General features: G+C 70.4%; 17 protein-coding genes. 10 read left to right on the top strand and 7 right to left on the bottom strand.

Features of this window, described 5'->3' with window-relative positions; genetic code table 11:
- Positions 1-229: 229 nt before the first annotated feature.
- Positions 230-1486, top strand: coding sequence for an FUSC family protein (locus HCA58_RS02380; protein WP_346775855.1), 1257 nt, complete (start codon positions 230-232; stop codon positions 1484-1486).
- Between the two features lie 57 nt (positions 1487-1543).
- The gene (locus HCA58_RS02375) at positions 1544-3040 is read left to right on the top strand and encodes a PrsW family intramembrane metalloprotease (protein WP_169596042.1); all 1497 of its coding nucleotides are present in this window, start codon (positions 1544-1546) and stop codon (positions 3038-3040) included.
- A gap of 50 nt (positions 3041-3090) precedes the next feature.
- Here HCA58_RS02375 and HCA58_RS02370 read toward each other — a convergent pair whose 3' ends face one another.
- Together HCA58_RS02370 and HCA58_RS02365 are read right to left on the bottom strand one after the other, a co-directional pair.
- Positions 3091-3258 (bottom strand): hypothetical protein, encoded by a 168-nt coding sequence (locus HCA58_RS02370; protein ID WP_169596041.1) that lies wholly within the window; start codon positions 3256-3258, stop codon positions 3091-3093.
- 87 nt (positions 3259-3345) lie between these two features.
- Positions 3346-3684 carry a co-chaperone GroES gene (locus HCA58_RS02365; protein ID WP_169596040.1) on the bottom strand — a complete coding sequence of 113 codons (339 nt, stop codon included), beginning with the start codon at positions 3682-3684 and terminating at the stop codon, positions 3346-3348.
- Between the two features lie 167 nt (positions 3685-3851).
- On the opposite strand from HCA58_RS02365, the gene HCA58_RS02360 reads away from it, so the two are divergent.
- The gene (locus HCA58_RS02360) at positions 3852-5150 is read left to right on the top strand and encodes an AI-2E family transporter (RefSeq protein WP_169596039.1); all 1299 of its coding nucleotides are present in this window, start codon (positions 3852-3854) and stop codon (positions 5148-5150) included.
- 84 nt (positions 5151-5234) lie between these two features.
- Here the strand turns inward: HCA58_RS02360 and HCA58_RS02355 are convergent, their stop codons facing one another.
- Complete coding sequence (locus HCA58_RS02355) at positions 5235-7385, bottom strand: ATP-dependent DNA helicase (RefSeq protein WP_169596038.1); 2151 nt, start codon at positions 7383-7385, stop codon at positions 5235-5237.
- Positions 7386-7524: 139 nt separating this feature from the next.
- Between HCA58_RS02355 and HCA58_RS02350 the strand changes: the two genes are divergently transcribed.
- The 4 genes from HCA58_RS02350 (at position 7525) to HCA58_RS02335 (ending at position 10836) form a co-directional block, all read left to right on the top strand.
- The gene (locus HCA58_RS02350; RefSeq protein ID WP_169596037.1) at positions 7525-8031 is read left to right on the top strand and encodes a DUF402 domain-containing protein; all 507 of its coding nucleotides are present in this window, start codon (positions 7525-7527) and stop codon (positions 8029-8031) included.
- A gap of 105 nt (positions 8032-8136) precedes the next feature.
- Positions 8137-9057, top strand: coding sequence for a PPK2 family polyphosphate kinase (locus HCA58_RS02345; RefSeq protein ID WP_169596036.1), 921 nt, complete (start codon positions 8137-8139; stop codon positions 9055-9057).
- A gap of 143 nt (positions 9058-9200) precedes the next feature.
- Positions 9201-9827: a DUF47 family protein gene (locus HCA58_RS02340; protein WP_169596035.1), complete on the top strand. Its 627-nt coding sequence runs from the start codon at positions 9201-9203 to the stop codon at positions 9825-9827.
- 4 nt (positions 9828-9831) lie between these two features.
- Positions 9832-10836: an inorganic phosphate transporter gene (locus HCA58_RS02335; protein ID WP_169596034.1), complete on the top strand. Its 1005-nt coding sequence runs from the start codon at positions 9832-9834 to the stop codon at positions 10834-10836.
- Between the two features lie 60 nt (positions 10837-10896).
- Here HCA58_RS02335 and HCA58_RS02330 read toward each other — a convergent pair whose 3' ends face one another.
- Positions 10897-11865 (bottom strand): Gfo/Idh/MocA family oxidoreductase, encoded by a 969-nt coding sequence (locus tag HCA58_RS02330; protein ID WP_169596033.1) that lies wholly within the window; start codon positions 11863-11865, stop codon positions 10897-10899.
- Between the two features lie 69 nt (positions 11866-11934).
- On the opposite strand from HCA58_RS02330, the gene HCA58_RS02325 reads away from it, so the two are divergent.
- Positions 11935-12765 (top strand): NUDIX domain-containing protein, encoded by an 831-nt coding sequence (locus tag HCA58_RS02325; RefSeq protein WP_169596032.1) that lies wholly within the window; start codon positions 11935-11937, stop codon positions 12763-12765.
- 10 nt (positions 12766-12775) lie between these two features.
- Here HCA58_RS02325 and mshD read toward each other — a convergent pair whose 3' ends face one another.
- From mshD to HCA58_RS02310, 3 genes are all read right to left on the bottom strand, one after another.
- A complete protein-coding gene (gene mshD / locus HCA58_RS02320) occupies positions 12776-13702 on the bottom strand; it encodes a mycothiol synthase (RefSeq protein ID WP_169596031.1) in 927 nt (308 codons plus the stop codon).
- A gap of 53 nt (positions 13703-13755) precedes the next feature.
- A complete protein-coding gene (locus HCA58_RS02315; RefSeq protein ID WP_169596030.1) occupies positions 13756-14616 on the bottom strand; it encodes a polysaccharide deacetylase family protein in 861 nt (286 codons plus the stop codon).
- Between the two features lie 87 nt (positions 14617-14703).
- Complete coding sequence (locus HCA58_RS02310) at positions 14704-15447, bottom strand: response regulator transcription factor (protein ID WP_346775850.1); 744 nt, start codon at positions 15445-15447, stop codon at positions 14704-14706.
- 246 nt (positions 15448-15693) lie between these two features.
- Between HCA58_RS02310 and HCA58_RS02305 the strand changes: the two genes are divergently transcribed.
- Together HCA58_RS02305 and HCA58_RS02300 are read left to right on the top strand one after the other, a co-directional pair.
- Entirely contained in the window at positions 15694-16725 is a 1032-nt protein-coding gene (locus HCA58_RS02305; RefSeq protein WP_169596028.1) for a hypothetical protein, read from the top strand.
- 111 nt (positions 16726-16836) lie between these two features.
- Positions 16837-17616, top strand: coding sequence for a DUF2993 domain-containing protein (locus HCA58_RS02300; RefSeq protein WP_169596027.1), 780 nt, complete (start codon positions 16837-16839; stop codon positions 17614-17616).
- Positions 17617-17624: the final 8 nt, after the last annotated feature.

Here is a 17624-nt window from a genome sequence, read left to right as displayed (position 1 = left end):
GGCTACGACCGGGCACTTGTGATCATCAACCTGGGTCGACAACGCGCACCGCCGCTGGAAGCCGGATGTCGCACCCGAAGCGGCCACCCGGACGGGGGCCGGTCACCATGTGGTCACCGCCGTCGGCGGTCCGATCCGGCACCCGGGCGGGAGCGGGCGCCACCGCCCGGGTGAGGTGCCGCGCCGGCGGGAATGTCCGGGCGTCAGGTGGGTAGTCCCGGCCATGGCGGTGGCCCGGAACGGACTGTCACGGCTGCTGCGTCGTGACGGCGAGCGGGACGGCCGGTCCGACGTCGACACGGCCCGGATCGCCGAGACCATGGCGCAGCTGCACCACCGTGGGAAGGCCAGCCTACGGGACCGGCTGCACCGGGTACGCCTGTCGCTCGGGCTGGCCGCCCAGGCAGGTCTGGCTGCCGGGTTGGCCTGGCTGGCCGCGCACGAGCTGTTGGGAAATCCGCAGCCGGTCTTCGCTCCGATCTCCGCCGTCGGCACGCTTGCCGTCTCGGTGGGCCAGCGGTTCCGCCGGACCATCGAACTGATTCTCGGGGTGGGTGTCGGCGTGCTCGTCGGCGACCTGCTCATCTACCTTCTGGGCACCGGGCCGTGGCAACTCGGGCTGGTCGTCACCTCCGCCATCGTGCTCACCGTCTTCGCCGGTGGCAGCGTCGCCATCGTCATCCAGGCCGCCGCGACCGCGGTACTGATCGTGACACTCAGTCCGTCGGTGGAGGACCTGGAACTGCCCCGGTTCATCGACGCGATCGTCGGCGGCGGCATCGCGCTCCTGGTCACCGCGATCCTGTTGCCACTCAATCCGCTACGGGTGCTCAACCGGGCGGCGCGACCGGCATTGGACCTGCTGGCCGGGCAGCTCGACATCACCGCCGACGGACTGCGGGACCGTAACCGGGACAGTATCCAGCAGGCGCTGGACCGGCTGCGGAACAACAAGCAGGAACTGGCCGCCCTCGGCGAGGCGATCGAGGGGGCGAAGGAGACCGCGTTGCTGTCCCCGGCGCGGTGGCACCGGCGCAGCGAACTCACCCACTACGCGGAGGCGGCCGACCCGATCGACCGGGCGATGCGCAACAGCGGCACGCTGATCCGACGTGCGGTGACTCTGGTCGAGGACGAGGAGCCGGTGCCGGAACCGATGCCCGATGCGATCGCCCACCTCGCGGAGGCGGTGCGCTTGTTGACGAAGGAGTTCGCCCAGGGCGAGGAGCCCGAACAGGCCCGGGAGTGGTCGCTACGGGCCGTCAGCGAGGCCGGTCGGGCCTACGGCGACGGGGTTGGTTTCTCCGGCAGTGTGGTGGTGGCTCAGGTACGTACCACCGCAAGTGACCTGCTGGTGGCCTCCGGCATCAGCCAGGAGGAGGCGAACCAGCTGGTGCGCCGTTCCTTCGGGGAACTGAACCGACCGGGTGTAGCGGCCGGGCCGGAACCGGCCGCGCAGCGGCCCGCAGCCCCGCCGGTCGGCTGAGCGACTGTCGGTGGACCGCACGCTGCGGCCGGACGATTCCGAGTTGCCCGGACGGCCATGCGCCCGGCCACCCGCGTCGGGCATGACTACGCTGACCGCATGGCCGTCACCCCGTCCGGCGGATCGCTGCCGCCGTCGCCATCAGTGCCCGCCGCACCCGGCGAGGACGGCGGCGTACCCGCAATGCCACGCCGTCGCCTCAGTTGGCGGCGGGCGCTGGTACTGGTCGGGGTGATCATCCTGATCGCGGCCTGCGCGATCTTCATGCTCTTCACCCTCGGCACGAGTCTGGGCCCGGAGGCGCTGCTGGTCGGTACCGCCGCGGCGGTACTGCCGGTGCCGGTGCTGGTGGCCTGCTTCCTCTGGCTGGATCGCTACGAGCCTGAGCCGCTGAAGTATCTGATCTTCTGCTTCACCTGGGGCGCGTTCGTCTCCACTGCGGCGTCACTCAGGGTGAACGAGACGGCAGCCGGTTGGTTCGAGGACCAGGGCTTGCCGGTCGCGCTCACCGCCGTCCTGGTCGCGCCCTTCATCGAGGAACTGACGAAGACCCTCGGGCCGATCCTGTTGCTGGTTTTCCGTCGGCGCGAGTGGTCCGGCATCACCGACGGCCTCGTCTACTGCGGGCTCTCCGCGATCGGCTTCGCCATGGTGGAGAACATCCTCTACCTGGGTGGGTTGGGATATGCGTCGGGGGTCGAGCAGTACGGTCCGGCGACCGGGGCGCAACAGGTCATCGCCATTTTCATCGTCCGGATCCTGCTCTTCGGGTTCGCCCACCCGTTGTTCACCTCGATGGCCGGTATCGGGCTCGGTATCGCCGCCCGTTCGGCCGACCGCAGGGTGCGGTTCTTCGCCCCGGTCGCCGGGCTGCTGCTGGCGATGATGCTGCACGGGACGTGGAACCTGCTGCCGACGCTGACCCAGGCCACCGGACAGGTGTTGATCTCCCTCTTCGGTTTCGTCGGCGTGATGGTGCCGATCTTCTTCGCCATGGTCGGCCTGGCAGTGTGGCTGCGGGCCTGGGAGGGACGGCTCACCGAGCGGGTGCTGCCGGACTACGTCCGGGCCGGCTGGCTCACGCCACCGGAGGTGGCCGCATTGAGCAGCCTCGGCCGACGGCACGCGGCCCGGGTGTGGGCCCGGCGGGTGGCCGGCGACGCCGGTGTACGGGCGATGCGCGGCTACCAGTTCGCGGCCACCCGGTTGGCGCTGCTGCGCGACGGTGCCGCCCGTGGGCTGGACCGCCGTCCCGCGGACCGGGACCGCACGGCCCGGGAGGAACAGGAACTGCTCCGTGCCATCGCCGCGTACCGGTCGTACTTCGTAGGCCGCGACCCGCAGTCACCGGTCGGCGTCTGGGACGGGCACCGCTATCTACTGAAGTTCCCGGACGGTTCGCAGCGGGCGGTGGAGGCACCCGAAGAGCCGGTCGTCCCGATTCCGGTGGTGCTGACCGCGCCGCCCCCACCGCCCGCGTTCCCCGCCGGCTACCGCCAGCAGGGCTGGTACGGGCCACCACCCGCCACACCCTGGCCGCCCGGCCACCACTGACCGCCGACGCCGGCCTGCCGGTCGTGGGCTGACCGGCAGGCCGGCTGTGCTCAGGTCATCAGGCTGGTGAGAAAGTCCCCGAGCCCCTGGGCCATCATCATCAGGGCCGCACCGATGGCTTTGAACATCTGTGCGGCGCCGTCCGGCCGGAACGCCATGAAGTAGATCAGAAACGCGAGGCTTCCCCAGGCCAGCACCTTCTTCACGAATACCGGCATCGTCCCTCCCCAGGCCGGTGGTGCGGCTGGCTTCCCGCCGGGGAGCGCGGCAAACGACACGGGGCCGGTCGAGGGCGGCGAGGTCGGTCAGAGATACAGACCTGTCGCGTTCTCCTCGACCCGTTCGGCGGCCACCGCGTGCACGTCACGTTCCCGCAGCAGCACGTAGCCCCGACCGTGCAGCTCGACCTCGGAGCGGTCGTCGGGGTCGAAGAGCACCCGGTCACCGGAGACGACGGCCCGCACGTTGGGCCCGACCCCGACCGCGGTAGCCCACGCGAGGCGTTTGCCGACCGCCGCGGTGGCGGGGATCACGATGCCGGCGCTGGAACGCCGCTCGCCGTCGCTGCCCTCCATCCGCACCAGCACGCGGTCGTGCAGTAGTCGGATCGGCAGGCCGGAGTCGAGGTCAGCGTCGGCGGTCACGCCGCAGACGCTACCGTGTCGTCCCTCGTCCTCCGTCGGTGGTCACCGGTTAGCGGCCGGTTCGGACGGGGCACTGTGGGTGGCGAAACCGTCCTACCGTCACGTGGTCGGGCGTATCCTGTCCGACCTGACGCAGTGCGCAGGCGAGGATCTGCCGGGAGGTGCGCTTGAGCCGCTTGGAGCGGATACGCGGACGGCTGCGTCGCGCGTACGAGTCGGGCCGGGAATCGGTTCGAGCGGGCCGTCCGGCGCCGCCCGAAGAGCCCGGGCCGGTGAACGTGGCGTCGGTGTCGAGCCCTGGGCCGGTGGCACCGGCGTCGGCGACCGTGGTGGGTGCCGAGACACCCGCCCCGCTGCACAACTCGACTGCCAGCCGCGACGACGCGGATGTGCCGCACGCGCTGCGGATCGCCGCTGCCTGGTGTTGGCGGCTGATCGTCGTCGGCATCGTCTTCTGGGCGTTGCTGGAACTCGTCGGCACGATACGGATCGTGATCATCCCGTTGGCGGTGGCGCTGCTGCTGTCGGCACTGCTGGCGCCCGCGGTCGGTTGGCTGCTCCGGGCCCGCCTGCCACGGTCACTGGCCACCGCGGTGGTGCTGGTCACCGGGTTGGCCGCGGTGATCGGCACGCTCACCCTGGTGGTCAACGAGTTCATCGAGGGTGTTCCGGAGCTGGCCGCGAAGTCGACCCAGGGTCTGCAACAGATCCAGGACTGGCTGAAGACCGGGCCGCTGCACCTGTCGGACAACGACCTCGACCGGTACATCGAGGAGACCCAGCAGTGGGTCGACGACAACACCGAGCGGTTCACCAGCGGTGCCCTCTCCACCGCGACCACCCTGGCCGAGGTGCTGACCGGCACGGTGCTGGTCCTCTTCGCCACCTTCTTCTTCCTGCGCGACGGCAACATCATCTGGCGGTTCCTGGTCCGGCTGCTGCCCGTCGCCGCACGCTGGAAGGTCGACGACGCAGGTCGGGCCGCGTGGGCGACGCTTGTCGCCTACGTCCGGGCAACGGTGCTCGTCGCGTTCATCGATGCCGTGGGCATCGGCATCTTCCTCGTCATCTTCGACATCCCGTTCGCCTTCCCGCTGGCCGCCCTGGTCTTCCTCGGCGCGTTCATCCCGATCGTCGGTGCGACTCTCTCCGGAGGTGTGGCGGTGCTCGTGGCGCTGGTCGACAGTGGCCCGGTCACCGCATTGATCATCCTTGGTGTGGTGATCGGCGTGCAGCAGGTGGAGGGTCACATCCTCCAGCCGTTGATCATGGGTAGGGCGGTCGCCATCCACCCGCTCGCGGTGATCATCGGCCTGGCTGCCGGCGTGGTGCTCGCGGGAATCACCGGAGCACTGGTCGCGGTGCCCGTCATCGCGGTGCTCAACACGGCCGTACGCCGCCTCGCCGCCCGGCGCGTCCCCGACACCCCTCCCGACGCGGTGGTCGTCGCCGCCCGGACACCCTGACCCCGCCCGGACACCCTGATCCCGTCCGGGGGCCCTGGGACCGCCAGCGGTCCGCCACCGTCCGGGCGGTACCGCCCGGACGGCTCAGCTGGCGGCGAGACGGGTGAGCGCCCCCCGGGCCACCTCCGGGCGGGTCGTGTACCAGAACGGAGGCAGTGAGCGGCGCAGGAAGGACCCGTAGCTACGGGCCGTCTCCAACCGGGAGTCCAGCACCGCCACCACGCCCCGGTCACCGTTGGCGCGGATCAGTCGGCCCACGCCCTGAGCAAGCCGGACCGCCGCGATCGGGACGCTCACCGCGGCGAAGCCGGAGCCGCCCTGCGCGTCCACCGCTGCCGCACGAGCTGCGGCGAGCGGTTCGTCGGGACGAGGAAAAGGAAGTCGATCTATCACTACAAGTTGACACGAATCGCCGGGGACGTCGACCCCCTGCCACAACGACATCACCCCGAACAGGCAACTCGACCGTTCCTCGCGGAACCGGCGGACCAGCAGCGGCAACGCCTCTTCACCCTGAAGCAGCACCGGCAGATCGGTCCGGGCGCGTAGCAGCTCCGCCGCCTGTTGCGCGGCCCGCCGCGAGGAGAAGAGCCCGAGCGTACGCCCACCGAGCGCGGTGACCAGCGCGAGCAGTTCCTCTCCGGCGGCCTCGGGCAGCCCGGAAGCCCCCGGTCGGGGCAGGTGGGCGGCCACGTAGAGGATGCCCTGGCGGGGATAGTCGAACGGCGAGCCGACGTCCAGCGAACGCCATCCGAGCCCGGAGTCGGTCGCCGCACCCGCACCGCCCGGCCGGGTGGGCACGACACCATCGGTCGTCTCGCCGCCACCGGCCGGTCGCTGGGTGGCCCTGGCCAGGGCGGCGGCAGCCGGCGACGGTGGTTCCGGTGGCGGCGCGTCGAGGCCCAGCGCGCGGGCGACCGTGTCGAACCGCCCGCCCAGCGCGAGCGTGGCCGAGGTGGCCACCACGGTGCGCTCGTCGTAGAGGTGGGTGGCCAGGGTGCCGGCGACCGAGAGCGGAGCCACCACGAGCGCCCGCCGTCCGGTCACGTCGTTGCGCTCCACCCAGGCCACGTCGTGCTCGGCCTCCTCCAGCAACCGTTGGGCCGTGGTGGACAACTCGTCGAGGACCGCCTTCGCCTGCTGCTTGCGGACCGGGTCCGGGTCGTCGGCCTTGACGTCACCGATGCTGTCCAGGGCGGTACGGGTGGCGGCGTCCAACAGCGTGCACGCCTCCGTGAGCGGCCCGGGTAGCCCGCTGGTGATACGTCCGACAGGTGCCTCGGCCAGCCCGATCGCGAGGGCGTCACCCGACGCGGTCAACGCCTCGGCCGTCTCCGGGCGCAGCAGCGGACGGGCTCGCCGGGCGGACCTGTCGATCAGCTCCGGGGTCAGCTCTGCCTGCGCCGCCGAGGAGACCCGCTCTGCCAGCTCGTGGGCCTCGTCGACGACCAGCAGTCGGTGGGGCGGGACGATATGCCGGCCGGCGAGCATGTCGACGGCCAGCAGGCTGTGATTGGTCACCACGATGTCCGCCTCCCGGGCCCGGGCCCGGGAGGTCTCGGCGAAGCATTCCGTGCCGTACGGGCAGCGGGACGCGCCGACACACTCGCGGGCGGGCATGGAGACCAACCGCCAGGTCTGGTCGTCGACACCCGGGTCCAACTCGTCGCGGTCACCGGTGTCGGTCTCCAGGGCCCAATCCCGCAGGCGTTGGATCTGTTTGCCCAGCCGGCCGGCCTCGCCGAGCCAGCGCGTGCCGCCGGGGCGATCGGCCGGTGCGTCGAAGAGCGTGTCTTCCGGTTCGTCCGCGTTGGAATTCTCCAGCCGGGCCAGGCAGAGGTAGTGGTGGCGGCCCTTGAGTACGGCGAACGTCGGGCGGCGCCGTAGCAACGGCTCGACGGCGTCGGCCAGCCGGGGCAGGTCGTGCTCCACCAGCTGGGACTGCAACGCCAGGGTAGCGGTGGAGATCACCACGGGTCCGTCCACGGTCAACGCCGGGGCGAGATACGCCAGGGACTTGCCGGTACCAGTACCGGCCTGCACCAGCAGATGGTCACCGGTGGCGACGCAATCCTCGATCGCGGCCGCCATCTGCTGCTGCCCTGGACGTGTCGTCCCACCCGGTACCGCCCCGATCGCGGCGGACAGCAGCTCGGCTCCGCCCGGCCGGTCGCCCCGCCGACGGGCTTTGTCGCGGGTGGAGCCGGTTCCGGTGGCGCTGCGGGGCGGAGTCACCGTGGCACGGTACCCGCCGGGGCGGACGCGGTCGGTACCGAACGGCCGTGTCGTGGTCGCCAGCAGGGCAGCGCAACGCCACGTGGTCCGGAAACTTCCCGACGGCGACGTGTGGGTGGAATCGGCTAGGGTGCGACTCATGCCGAGCGACGTGATCCGGGTGATCTACCGCAAGTTCGACGGCAGCGCCCACCGCGACTACCCGGCCCGCCGACTGGCCGAGGACGACCTTGGCGTCTGGCTCGGCGTGTCGGCCGGCACCAGCTCGGTCTACCACGGCCGGCCGTCGGTCGAGCAGATTCCCTTCGTGCTGCTGGTGCCGCACCACGCCTGGTGGACCGGCATGTTCAACCCGCCGCCGCGCACCAGCGAGGTCTACTGCGACATCGCCAGCCCGGCCCGCTGGGAGGGCGAGGACACTGTCCACCTGATCGACCTCGACCTGGATGTGGTCCGGCGTCGTGAGACGGGCCTGGTCGAGCTGCGTGACGAGGACGAGTTCGCCGAGCACCGGGCCCGCTTCGGGTACCCCGACGATCTGGTGGTGGAGGCCGAGGCGGCGGCGCGTTGGCTGCTCGGTGCGCTCGGTGACGGTACGGAGCCTTTCGCCACCGCGTACCGCAAATGGTTGGCCCTGGTGGTCTGACAGATGCCGGTGGCGTTGGCGGGTTGACCCCGCAGTGCCGAACGGATTCCGGGCACGTTCCGTCTCCGTCGCGCGGACCGGCGGCGGACGGGTGATGATGCTCCGATGGTGGACGACGGTGGCTTTGACGTGGTGGCGCCGGGCGACGGCGCGATAGGAGACCTGCTGCGGGTACGGCCCGGTGGGCCGGTGGACCTCGCGGAGATCGATTCCCGTTCGACTCCGGGGCTACCCGGCGCCGAGGTGACCGGATCCGATCGTAAGGCCTGGGCCCGACGGCAGCTTGCCGGGCTGGGCGCGAGGCTGGCCCGGCAGCAGGAGATGCTGTTCGCGGGGGCCAAGGCCGATCCGGGCGCCGGGCGACGGGTACTGCTGGTGTTGCAGGCGATGGACTCGGGTGGCAAGGACGGCACGGTCAAGCGGGTGGTCGGGGCGATGAATCCGCTCGGCGTGCACATCCGGGCGTTCGGTCCGCCGACCGCCGAGGAACTACGGCACCACTTTCTGTGGCGGATCCGTCGGGCCCTGCCGCCGCCCGGTGGCTTGGGGGTCTTCAACCGCTCCCACTACGAGGACGTGCTGGTGCCCCGGGTCGAACAGGGGGCTCCGGAGGACCTCTGGCGGCCCCGGTACGCGGAGATCGACGAGTTTGAGCGGGAGTTGACCGAGGTCGGCGTGGTCGTGGTCAAGGTCTTCCTGCACATCTCCAACGTCGAGCAGGCCCGCCGGTTGTTGGCTCGTCTGGACGATCCGACCAAGCACTGGAAGTACCACCCGTCCGACGTCGACGCCCGCTCCCGGTGGGACGACTACCAGGCCGCGTACGCCGAGGTGCTCGCCCGGTGCGGCACGGACGTCGCGCCGTGGTACGTGGTTCCTGCGGACCGCAAGTGGTACCGGGACTGGGCGGTGGCGCACCTGCTGCGTGAGACGTTCGACACTCTTGATCTGGGGTATCCGCCAGCCGACTTCGACATCGAGCGGGAACGGGAGCGGCTGCTGGGAACCACGGGCCGGCAAAAGTGAACATAAGCTGAATGGGCGGTGAATGTGATCTGGCCGGGGGTGGGCCGAATTATCGCCCGACTGACGGTTCCCTAGCATTCCCTCAGCAGGGCGCCGGAGCGACCGCCGCCACCCCTTCCACCCGACACGACGAGGTCCGTGCTGTGAGGTTTTCCTTCCGCCCCAACGAGGGCGCTTTCTACCAGCTCTTCACCAGGGCCGCGCAGAATCTGGTCCGGGGTACGGAGCTGCTCAACGAGCTGGCCCTGCCTGACGTCGAGGTGCAGTCGGTGAGCGAGCGACTCACCGAGGTGGAGCACGACAGCGACCAGATCACCCACGAGCTGTACAAGAAAATCAACTCCACCTTCGTCACCCCCTTCGACCGGGAGGACATCTACCGCCTCGGCTCACTGCTGGACGACGTGATGGACCACCTGGAGGCGGTGGGCAACCTGCTCTACCTCTACGGGCTGACCAAGCTGCCGTCGCTGCCACGGGAGATGCACGAACTGGTGCACGTGCTCGACCAGCAGGCGAAGCTGACCGCCGACGCGATGCCCCGACTGAAGTCGATGAAGGATCTCGAGGACTACTGGATCGAGATCAACCGGCTGGAGAACGACGGCGACCAGGCCTACCGCATGCTGCTGGTACGCCTCTTCTCCGGCGAGTACGACGCGTTGACCGTGCTGAAGATGAAGGAGGTCGCCGACGAGCTGGAGGCCGCCTGCGACGCCTTCGAGCACGTCGCCAACACGGTCGAGACCATCGCGGTCAAGGAGTCCTGATCCCGTGAGTCCCGAGCTCATCGCCGTACTGGCGGTGATCGGGGTGGCCCTGGTGTTCGACTACACCAACGGCTTCCACGACGCCGCCAACGCGATCGCGACAAGCATCTCCACCCGGGCGCTGACACCCAGGGTCGCCCTGGCCATGGCCGCGGTCGGCAACTTCGTCGGTGCCCACTTCGGCGCCGAGGTCGCCAAGACCGTCGGCAGTGGCCTGGTCGAGCTGCCCACCGGGGTCTCCAGCCTCGGCATCGTCTTCGCCGGGGTGATCGGCGCGATCACCTGGAACATCATCACCTGGTACTTCGGGCTACCATCGTCGTCCTCGCACGCCCTGATCGGCGGCCTGGTCGGCTCGACCGTCGCCGCCTCCGGCACGGTGCTCTGGACCGGCATCGGCGGGAGTGTCATCGTCCCGATGATCCTGTCGCCGATGGTCGGCTTCCTACTCGGCTACATCGCGATGGTCGCGGTGCAGTGGATCTTCCGAAACGGGCATCCGGGCAAGCTGAACCGAGGCTTCCGCTGGGCACAGACCGCCTCGGCGGCGGCCATGTCGGTGGGCCACGGCATGCAGGATGCCGCCAAGACCATCGGCATCGTGGTGCTGGCCCTCTTCGTCGGTGGCTACCAGGAGGATGCCACCTACATCCCGGAGTGGGCGTTCTGGACCTCGGCGGCCGTACTGGCGGCCGGTACCTACGCCGGTGGCTGGCGGATCATCCGGACACTCGGACGCAAGATCATCGATTTGCGTCCTCCGGAAGGTTTCGCGGCCGAGACAGTGGCCAGCGGCGTGCTCTACTTCAACGCCCTGGTGCTCGGGGCGCCGATCTCCACCACGCACACGATCACCTCGGCGATCATGGGTGTGGGTGCCACCAAGCGACTCTCGGCGGTGCGGTGGGGCGTGGCCGGCAACATCGTCGGGGCCTGGATCCTGACCTTCCCGGCCGCCGGGTCGATCGGTGCCCTGATGTACTTCCTGGTCCGCCCGATCTTCGGCTGAGATGCACGGAAGGGGCCCCGCCAACGCGTGACGTCAGCAGAGCCTCTCCCGTGCGCCGCGTCAGAGGTAGGAGACGCCGATCTGAGCGCGGATGTCGTCCAGCAGGCCCATGATCTCCAAGGTGGTCGAGTGCGGCACCAGCGGGCTCTCGGTCAATCCAGCGGCCAGGCACCGCTGTACCTCGATCGCCTCGTACTGGTAGCCCGAGCCGGCCAGTTCCTCCGTGACCGTCTCTGGTTCCGCGTCGGCGCGGTGCAGGGTGAATCCGTCGGGTCGGAAGAACGGCTCGGGCAGGTCGATCCGCCCGGTGCTGCCGATGATCGAGGCGGTGAGCCCGGTGGCACCCACCATGCTGCAGCTCAACGTGGCCACGGCGCCGGTGTCGTACCCGAAGATCAGGCCGGTGTTCTCGTCCGTGCCCTCGGGACCCAACTTCGCCCAGGACCGTACGTGCTGCGGGGCGCCCAGCAGCAGATGGGCCAGGCTGATCGGGTAGACGCCGAGATCCAGCAGCGCGCCGCCGCCCAGTTGCCGGGCGCGCATCCGGTGGTCGGGCGGGAACGGACCGGCGACGCCGAAGTCGGCCCGGACGGCGGTCAACGTGCCTATCGCCCCCTCGGCGACCAGCTGGCAGACCCGCCGGATGAGCGGGTTGCACCGCATCCACATCGCCTCCATCAGGAAGACCCCGGCGGCACGGGCAGTGTCGATCAGTTCGGTGCTGGTGGCCAGGTCCAGGGTGAACGGCTTCTCCACGAGTGCCGGCCGACCAGCGGTGAGGCAGGTCAGGGCCGCCTCGTGGTGGGCGGCGTGCGGGGTGGCGACATAGATGACGTCGACCTCGGCGTCCGCAGCCAGGTCTGCCCAGGAGGCGTACGCCCGAGGTACTCCGTGCCGTTGCGCGAAGCGTTCCGCGGTCTCGGCGGAACGTGAACCGACCGCGACAAGTTCGGCCCCCGGCACCAGCCGGAGATCCTCGGCGAAGCGGGCGGCGATGTGGCCGGTGGCCAGGATGCCCCAACGAGTCATGGCGCGACGCTACCGAAGGTCAGCAGAGCGCTGTACAGGGCACCCACGGGTCGAGACTAGTCTCGGCGCATGACGACCGACAGCGGCTTTCCGGCGCCGCCCACGTTCGTGGAGCACGCCCGCCGGTTCCTGGCCTCCGGCGCGGCGCCGGTGGTGCCCAGGGTGGCCGCCACCGTGCTGCTGCTCCGTCCGGCTGACGGGGGATTCGAGGTCTATCTGATCCGCCGGGTCGTGGCGATGGCGTTCGGCGGCATGTACGCCTTCCCAGGCGGTGGTGTGGACCCGTCCGACTCCGCGACCCCCCTGGACTGGGCGGGCCCGACACCAGCGGACTGGGGCGTACGCCTCGGGCTGGCCCCGGCGGCGGCGCGGGCGGTGGTCTGTGCGGCGGCACGCGAAGTCTTCGAGGAGGCGGGGGTGCTGCTCGCCGGACCGGATCCGACGCGGGTCGTCGGTGATGTCAGCGACGACGGGTGGGAGGCCGCCCGGGTCGACCTGGAGCAACGGCGGGTCGGTTTCGCCGACCTGCTCGCCGGGCGCAAGCTCACCCTCCGGTCGGACCTGCTGCTGCCGTGGAGCCGGTGGGTGACCCCGGAGTTCGAGCCGCGCCGGTTCGACACGTACTTCTTCGTGGCGTTGCTGCCCGAGGGGCAGCGGACCCGCGACGTCTCCGGCGAGGCCGACCACACGCTGTGGATCCGACCAGACGACGCGCGGAGGTTGGGTGCCGCCGGTGAGCTGACCATGGTCCCGCCGACCCTGGTCACCCTCGGCGAGGTGGCTGCCTACGCCGACCTCGCCGCAGTGGTGGAGGCGGCGGCGAACCGGGACGCGGTCACCCCGATCATGCCCCAGCTGGATCTTGCCGATGCGAACCAACCCCGGTTCCACCTGACCTGATTCGGAGGGATCAGCCGAGCCGGTAGTTGACGTGGGCGGACCAGCGGGCGAAACCGAGCCGCTCGTAGAGCGCCACGGCGCCGGTGTTCGACTCGTCGACGTAGAGCATCACCCGGTCCAGTCCGCGTCGGTCACGGAGGTACGCCAGGCCGGCCGTGGTCAGGGCCCGGCCGAGCCCGCCGCCGTGGGCGGAGGGCTCGACCCCGAGCACGTACACCTCACCGATGCGGGCGGAGCCGGGCCGCTCGTGCACCTTGGTCCAGTGGAAACCCAGTAGCCTTCCGGTCGCCGACTCGACGGCGAGCAGGAAACCGGCCGGATCGAACCATGGTTCGTTGCTGCGTACCCGTAGGTCCTCGGCGGTCCACCGGCCCTGCTCCGGATGGTCGGCGAAGGCCCGGGCGTTGAGTGTCAGCCAGGCCTCGTCGTCACTGCCGGGACGGAACGCGCGCAGTGTCACCCCGTCGGGCAGGCGTGTTCCGGGCAGCGGGGCGGTGAGCGGCCGACGTAGTTGCCAGAGGACCCGGGCCCGGTGGAAGCCGAGGTCGACTGCGAGGGCGGCAGCCGAGGGGTGGTCGCCGTGCGCCCATGCCCGCAATGGCCCGGTGGCGGTGGCCAACACCTCCCGGGCCAGCGCCTGTCCGGTGCCCCGCCGCCGGTACGCCGGGTGGACCATCAGTTCGACGTCGACGCCGCTGTCCGGGTCGGTCATGTCGAGGTGCGCGTACCCGGTGAGCGTGCCGTCAGCACAGCGGGCGACCAGGTGCCCCGCCGCCGAGTGCCCGTCACGCAGGCGGAACAGTACGTGTTCGTCCATCGGGTCCGCGCCGTCGGCGTCTCCGGCCCTACGGGCGAGCGCCAGCACGTCGTCGACCTCCGCCGGACCGAGCCGGTCGAGGCGACGGACCTGGTCGATGCCCGACTGGGTGTTGCTCATCGCATCACCGTAGCCGCACCGCAGCTGTGCCCGCAGGGTCGGTGGGGACGTCGTCACAGCCCGCGCGGCGGCAGCGCCTGGATCTCGAACCTGCCGGCCAGTTCCGGAAGGATCTGGTACAACGCGTCGACGGTGCCCTGACGGTCACCGCCCGCGTCGTGCAGCAGGACGATCGAGCCGGGTCGCGCCTCGTCGATCACCGAGGTGGCGATCCGGGTGGCACCCGGTGCCCGCCAGTCGGAGGGGTCGAGCGTCCAGTGCAGTGGTGTCATTCCGAGGTCACGCGAGACGGCGATCACCGAGTAGGTCCAGGCTCCGCCGGGCTGTCGGTACCAGGCGATCGGTGCGTCCGGCGCCGCAGCGCGGATCGCCTCGCTGGTCCGCATCAGGTCGGCGCGGATCCAGTCGACTGGCCTGGCGCCCAGGGCGACGTCGTGGTCCCAGCTGTGATTGCAGAGCGTGTGTCCCTCGGCGACGATCTGCTCGACCAGCCACGGGTACGCCTGGGCGTTCTTGCCGACCACGCAGAACGTGGCCGTCATGTGGTGCTCCCGCAGGATCGCGAGGACCTGAGGCGTGTAGTCGGGGTGTGGTCCGTCGTCGAAGGTGAGCGCGACGCCGGCGGTGCCGGTGCTCACCCGGGTACCCATCGGTCCGAAGTTGGGGTCGTGTTCCTGTTCCTGTTCGTCGGAGTCGTCCGGCTCGCTCGATCCGGTGTCGGTCGTAGCGGCGGTGTCAGGGTCGGCGTCGGCAGCGGACTGGTCCGCGTACTCGACGTGGGCGGCGCCGGTCGCGGTGACGGTGGTGTCGGTTCGCGACACGTCGGGCACCAACCCTCGCCCGAGCAGGTACGCCGAGCCGAGCACCGCCGTCACGACGAGCGTGATCATCCCGACGGCACGTGCCGCCCCCATCTGGTTACCGCCCACAGAGGCCCCCCGCTGGTCAACTGGCAGTCACCATAAGATGCACAAGTCAACCAAAAAGGGCATATGGGAATTTTAGCCTTCGTTGGCGAGGGCCCGTATCGGTAGCGGCGCGTGCTCGGCGTTCTCCGGCAAGGTCCGCGACGACGGCACCACGAACTTGTAGCCGACCTGTCGGACGGTGCCGATCATCGACTCGTACTCGGAGCCGAGCTTGGCGCGCAGGCGACGTACGTGTACGTCGACCGTCCGGGTACCGCCGAAGTAGTCGTAACCCCACACCTCGCGCAGCAACTGGTCGCGGGTGAACACCCTGCCGGGGTGCTGGGCGAGGAACTTGAGCAGCTCGAACTCCTTGTAGGTGAGATCGAGTGGCCGGCCCTTCAGCTTCGCCGCGTAGGTGTCCGGGTCGATCATCAGCTCGCCGGCCCGAATCGAGCCACCGGCTCCGGCGGTCGCGTTGCTCAACCTGCCGACCGCGAGCCGCAACCGGGCCTCCACCTCGGCCGGGCCGGCAGAGGCGAGGATGACGTCGTCGACGCCCCAGTCGGCGTTGAGTGCGATCAACCCGGCCTCGGTGACCACCGCGACCAGCGGCACCCCGAGCCCGGTGGCGTGCAGCATCCGGCAGGTGGCTCGAGCCTCGCTCAGTTCGGAGCGGGCGTCGACGAGCACGGCGTCCGGGCTCGGGCCGGCGACCAAGGTGCGGACGTCGCGGGGCGCGGTGCGCACCGAGTGCGGCAGCAGGTCCAGTGCCGGTAGCACTGCGGATGGTTCGCCTGCCCGTGCGGTCACCAACAGCAGGATCTCCACGATCACCTCCGTCCCGGCGGCCGTTGTGGCCGCACGCGACCAGCGGCACTCCTGCGGGGTGTGGCGCTGGGAACTTCCGTGGGTCCCGGCGTCGCTGACGGGCGGGTTTCGTCGATGAGCGTAACCGATCGCTTGCGTACGAACTCTGTGTGGTTTCCTCTTTGCCCTATCTGCCCACTATTGCGGACCAGGTTTTAACGTCGCCGAAACGCTGTCATACGCGATGTGAGGTTGGTCTGGCACGATCGGTGCGTGTTTCCCGCCAACTCGCCCGAGACCGGTCGTGACCCGTGGGCCGACGAGCCATCCTCCCCGGCCGGCGCTGCGCCGCGTACCGGGCCGGCCGCGGAGATCGACCAGGGGCGCTCACGCGGCCCGCGCCGCCTGCGTCGCGGTGGGGCGGCCCGCCGCCCCGACGACGAGGCGGACCCCGACGACGAGGACGAGGCGGAACCCCAGGTCGAGGTACGCCGCAAGATCTCGCTCGCCATCGGAGGCTTCGCCGCGCTGCTCGGCCTCGGCCTGGTGGTCGCGGCGCAGACCTCCAGCCCAGGTCACCGACTGCCGTTCACTCTCGTGGTGACCATCGTCCAGGTGATGTTCCTCCTCGCCTGGACGATGGTCACCCGGCCGCCGGCACTGGCGGTCGTCCTCGGAGTCGGCGCCGCCACCGCGGTGGCGGCCGACGTGGTGGCCGTACGGTCGGCCGAGGCCCGGCTGGCGCCGCTGCTCTACATCGCGGTCGGCGGGGTGCTCGCGGCGCTGCTCGGTCAACTGGTCCGACGGGTGGACAGGGTCCGGGTGACCGACTCGTTGCGGACCACCGCCACCACCGTGTTCGGAGTGGTCGGCATCGCCACGCTCATCGTGCTCAGCCGGATCCCGGCCGGCACCCAGGCGATCGCGGTCTGCCTGACCGCGGCCGGGGTGGCGCTCGTCGTCGCCCGGCTGGCCGACGCCGCCGCAGCCTGGCCGCGACTGGCACCACAGGTGCCCAGAGGGGCAGCCGGTGTGGTCGGTGGCGCCATGGTCGGCACGCTCATCAGTGCACTGCTCGGTGGATATCTGGTCACCCCGTTCACCCCCACCCGGGCCGCGATCATCGGTCTGGTGGCGGCTGTCGTCGCCGTGCTGGCCGACCTCGCCGTCAGCTACGCGGAGGCGGGCCGGATGATGGCCGGCGAGATGCCGTCGGTCTGGGCCGCACGACACATGCAGGGCCCACTCGGTGGCTTCGCGATGGCGGCGCCCGCCGCGTACCTGATGTGCCGGCTCGTGCTTTGACGGCCGGTACGTGGCGGCACGACCCGACCCCGCGCGATTGAGAGATCCAGACCACGGGTACCACGGTTCACCGCTGGGGGCAGCGGGGTGTACGACGAGACAGGAGACGGCGTGGAGCAGGCGTACGAACGGCGGCCGGGGCGACGTGGGCGCAAGGCATTGATCGGATTCGTCGTCCTGCTGCTCGTGCTCGCCGGACTGATCGCCATCGCCGACCGGGTGGCGGCGAGCGTGGCCGAGCGCACCATCGCCGACGAGGTCCGACAGCAGGTCGCCCAGCAGAACGCCCAGTCCGCACCGCCCGAAGTCGAGGTCGGCGGTTTTCCGTTCCTCACCCAGGTGATCGACGGCAGGTACGAGCGCATCTCGATCAAGCTGCGGGACGTGCAGGCCTCGGTGCAGGGCGACGCGGTCGTGCTGCCCAGTCTGGACGTGGACGCTCGGAACGTACGGGCCTCGCTCGACACTCTGCGCACCGGCCAGGGCGAGGTTGTGGCCGAGACGGTGAACGGCACCGGCACCATCAGCTACCAGAGCCTGTCGGCGTTGCTCGATCGGGAAGGGTTGACCCTCGGCGAACGGGACGGACGACTCGCCGTCACCGCTCCGGTGGACGTCCTCGGTCAACAGTTGACGGTCACCGGCACCGCCGACATCGTCGTCGGTGAGCAAGGTCAGGTGGCCCTGCAGTTCGACGACCTCAACGCCGAGGGGCTGCCGGACGTGCCGTTGGCTCGTGCCCTGGTGAGCAACTTCGCCCGCAGCATCTCGGTCGACGTGCCTCTGCCGGAACTACCGTTCCAGCTCACCGTTCGAGAGGTCAGGCCGCAGCCGCAGGGGCTGACGGTGACCGCCGCCGCACGGGACGTGCCGATCAACTCCGCCGGCTGACCGCCGAC

The organism is Micromonospora sp. HNM0581, assembly GCF_012726175.1.
In the GTDB taxonomy this organism is placed as follows: Bacteria; Actinomycetota; Actinomycetes; order Mycobacteriales; family Micromonosporaceae; genus Micromonospora.
This window is presented reverse-complemented; position numbering and strand designations above follow the sequence as displayed.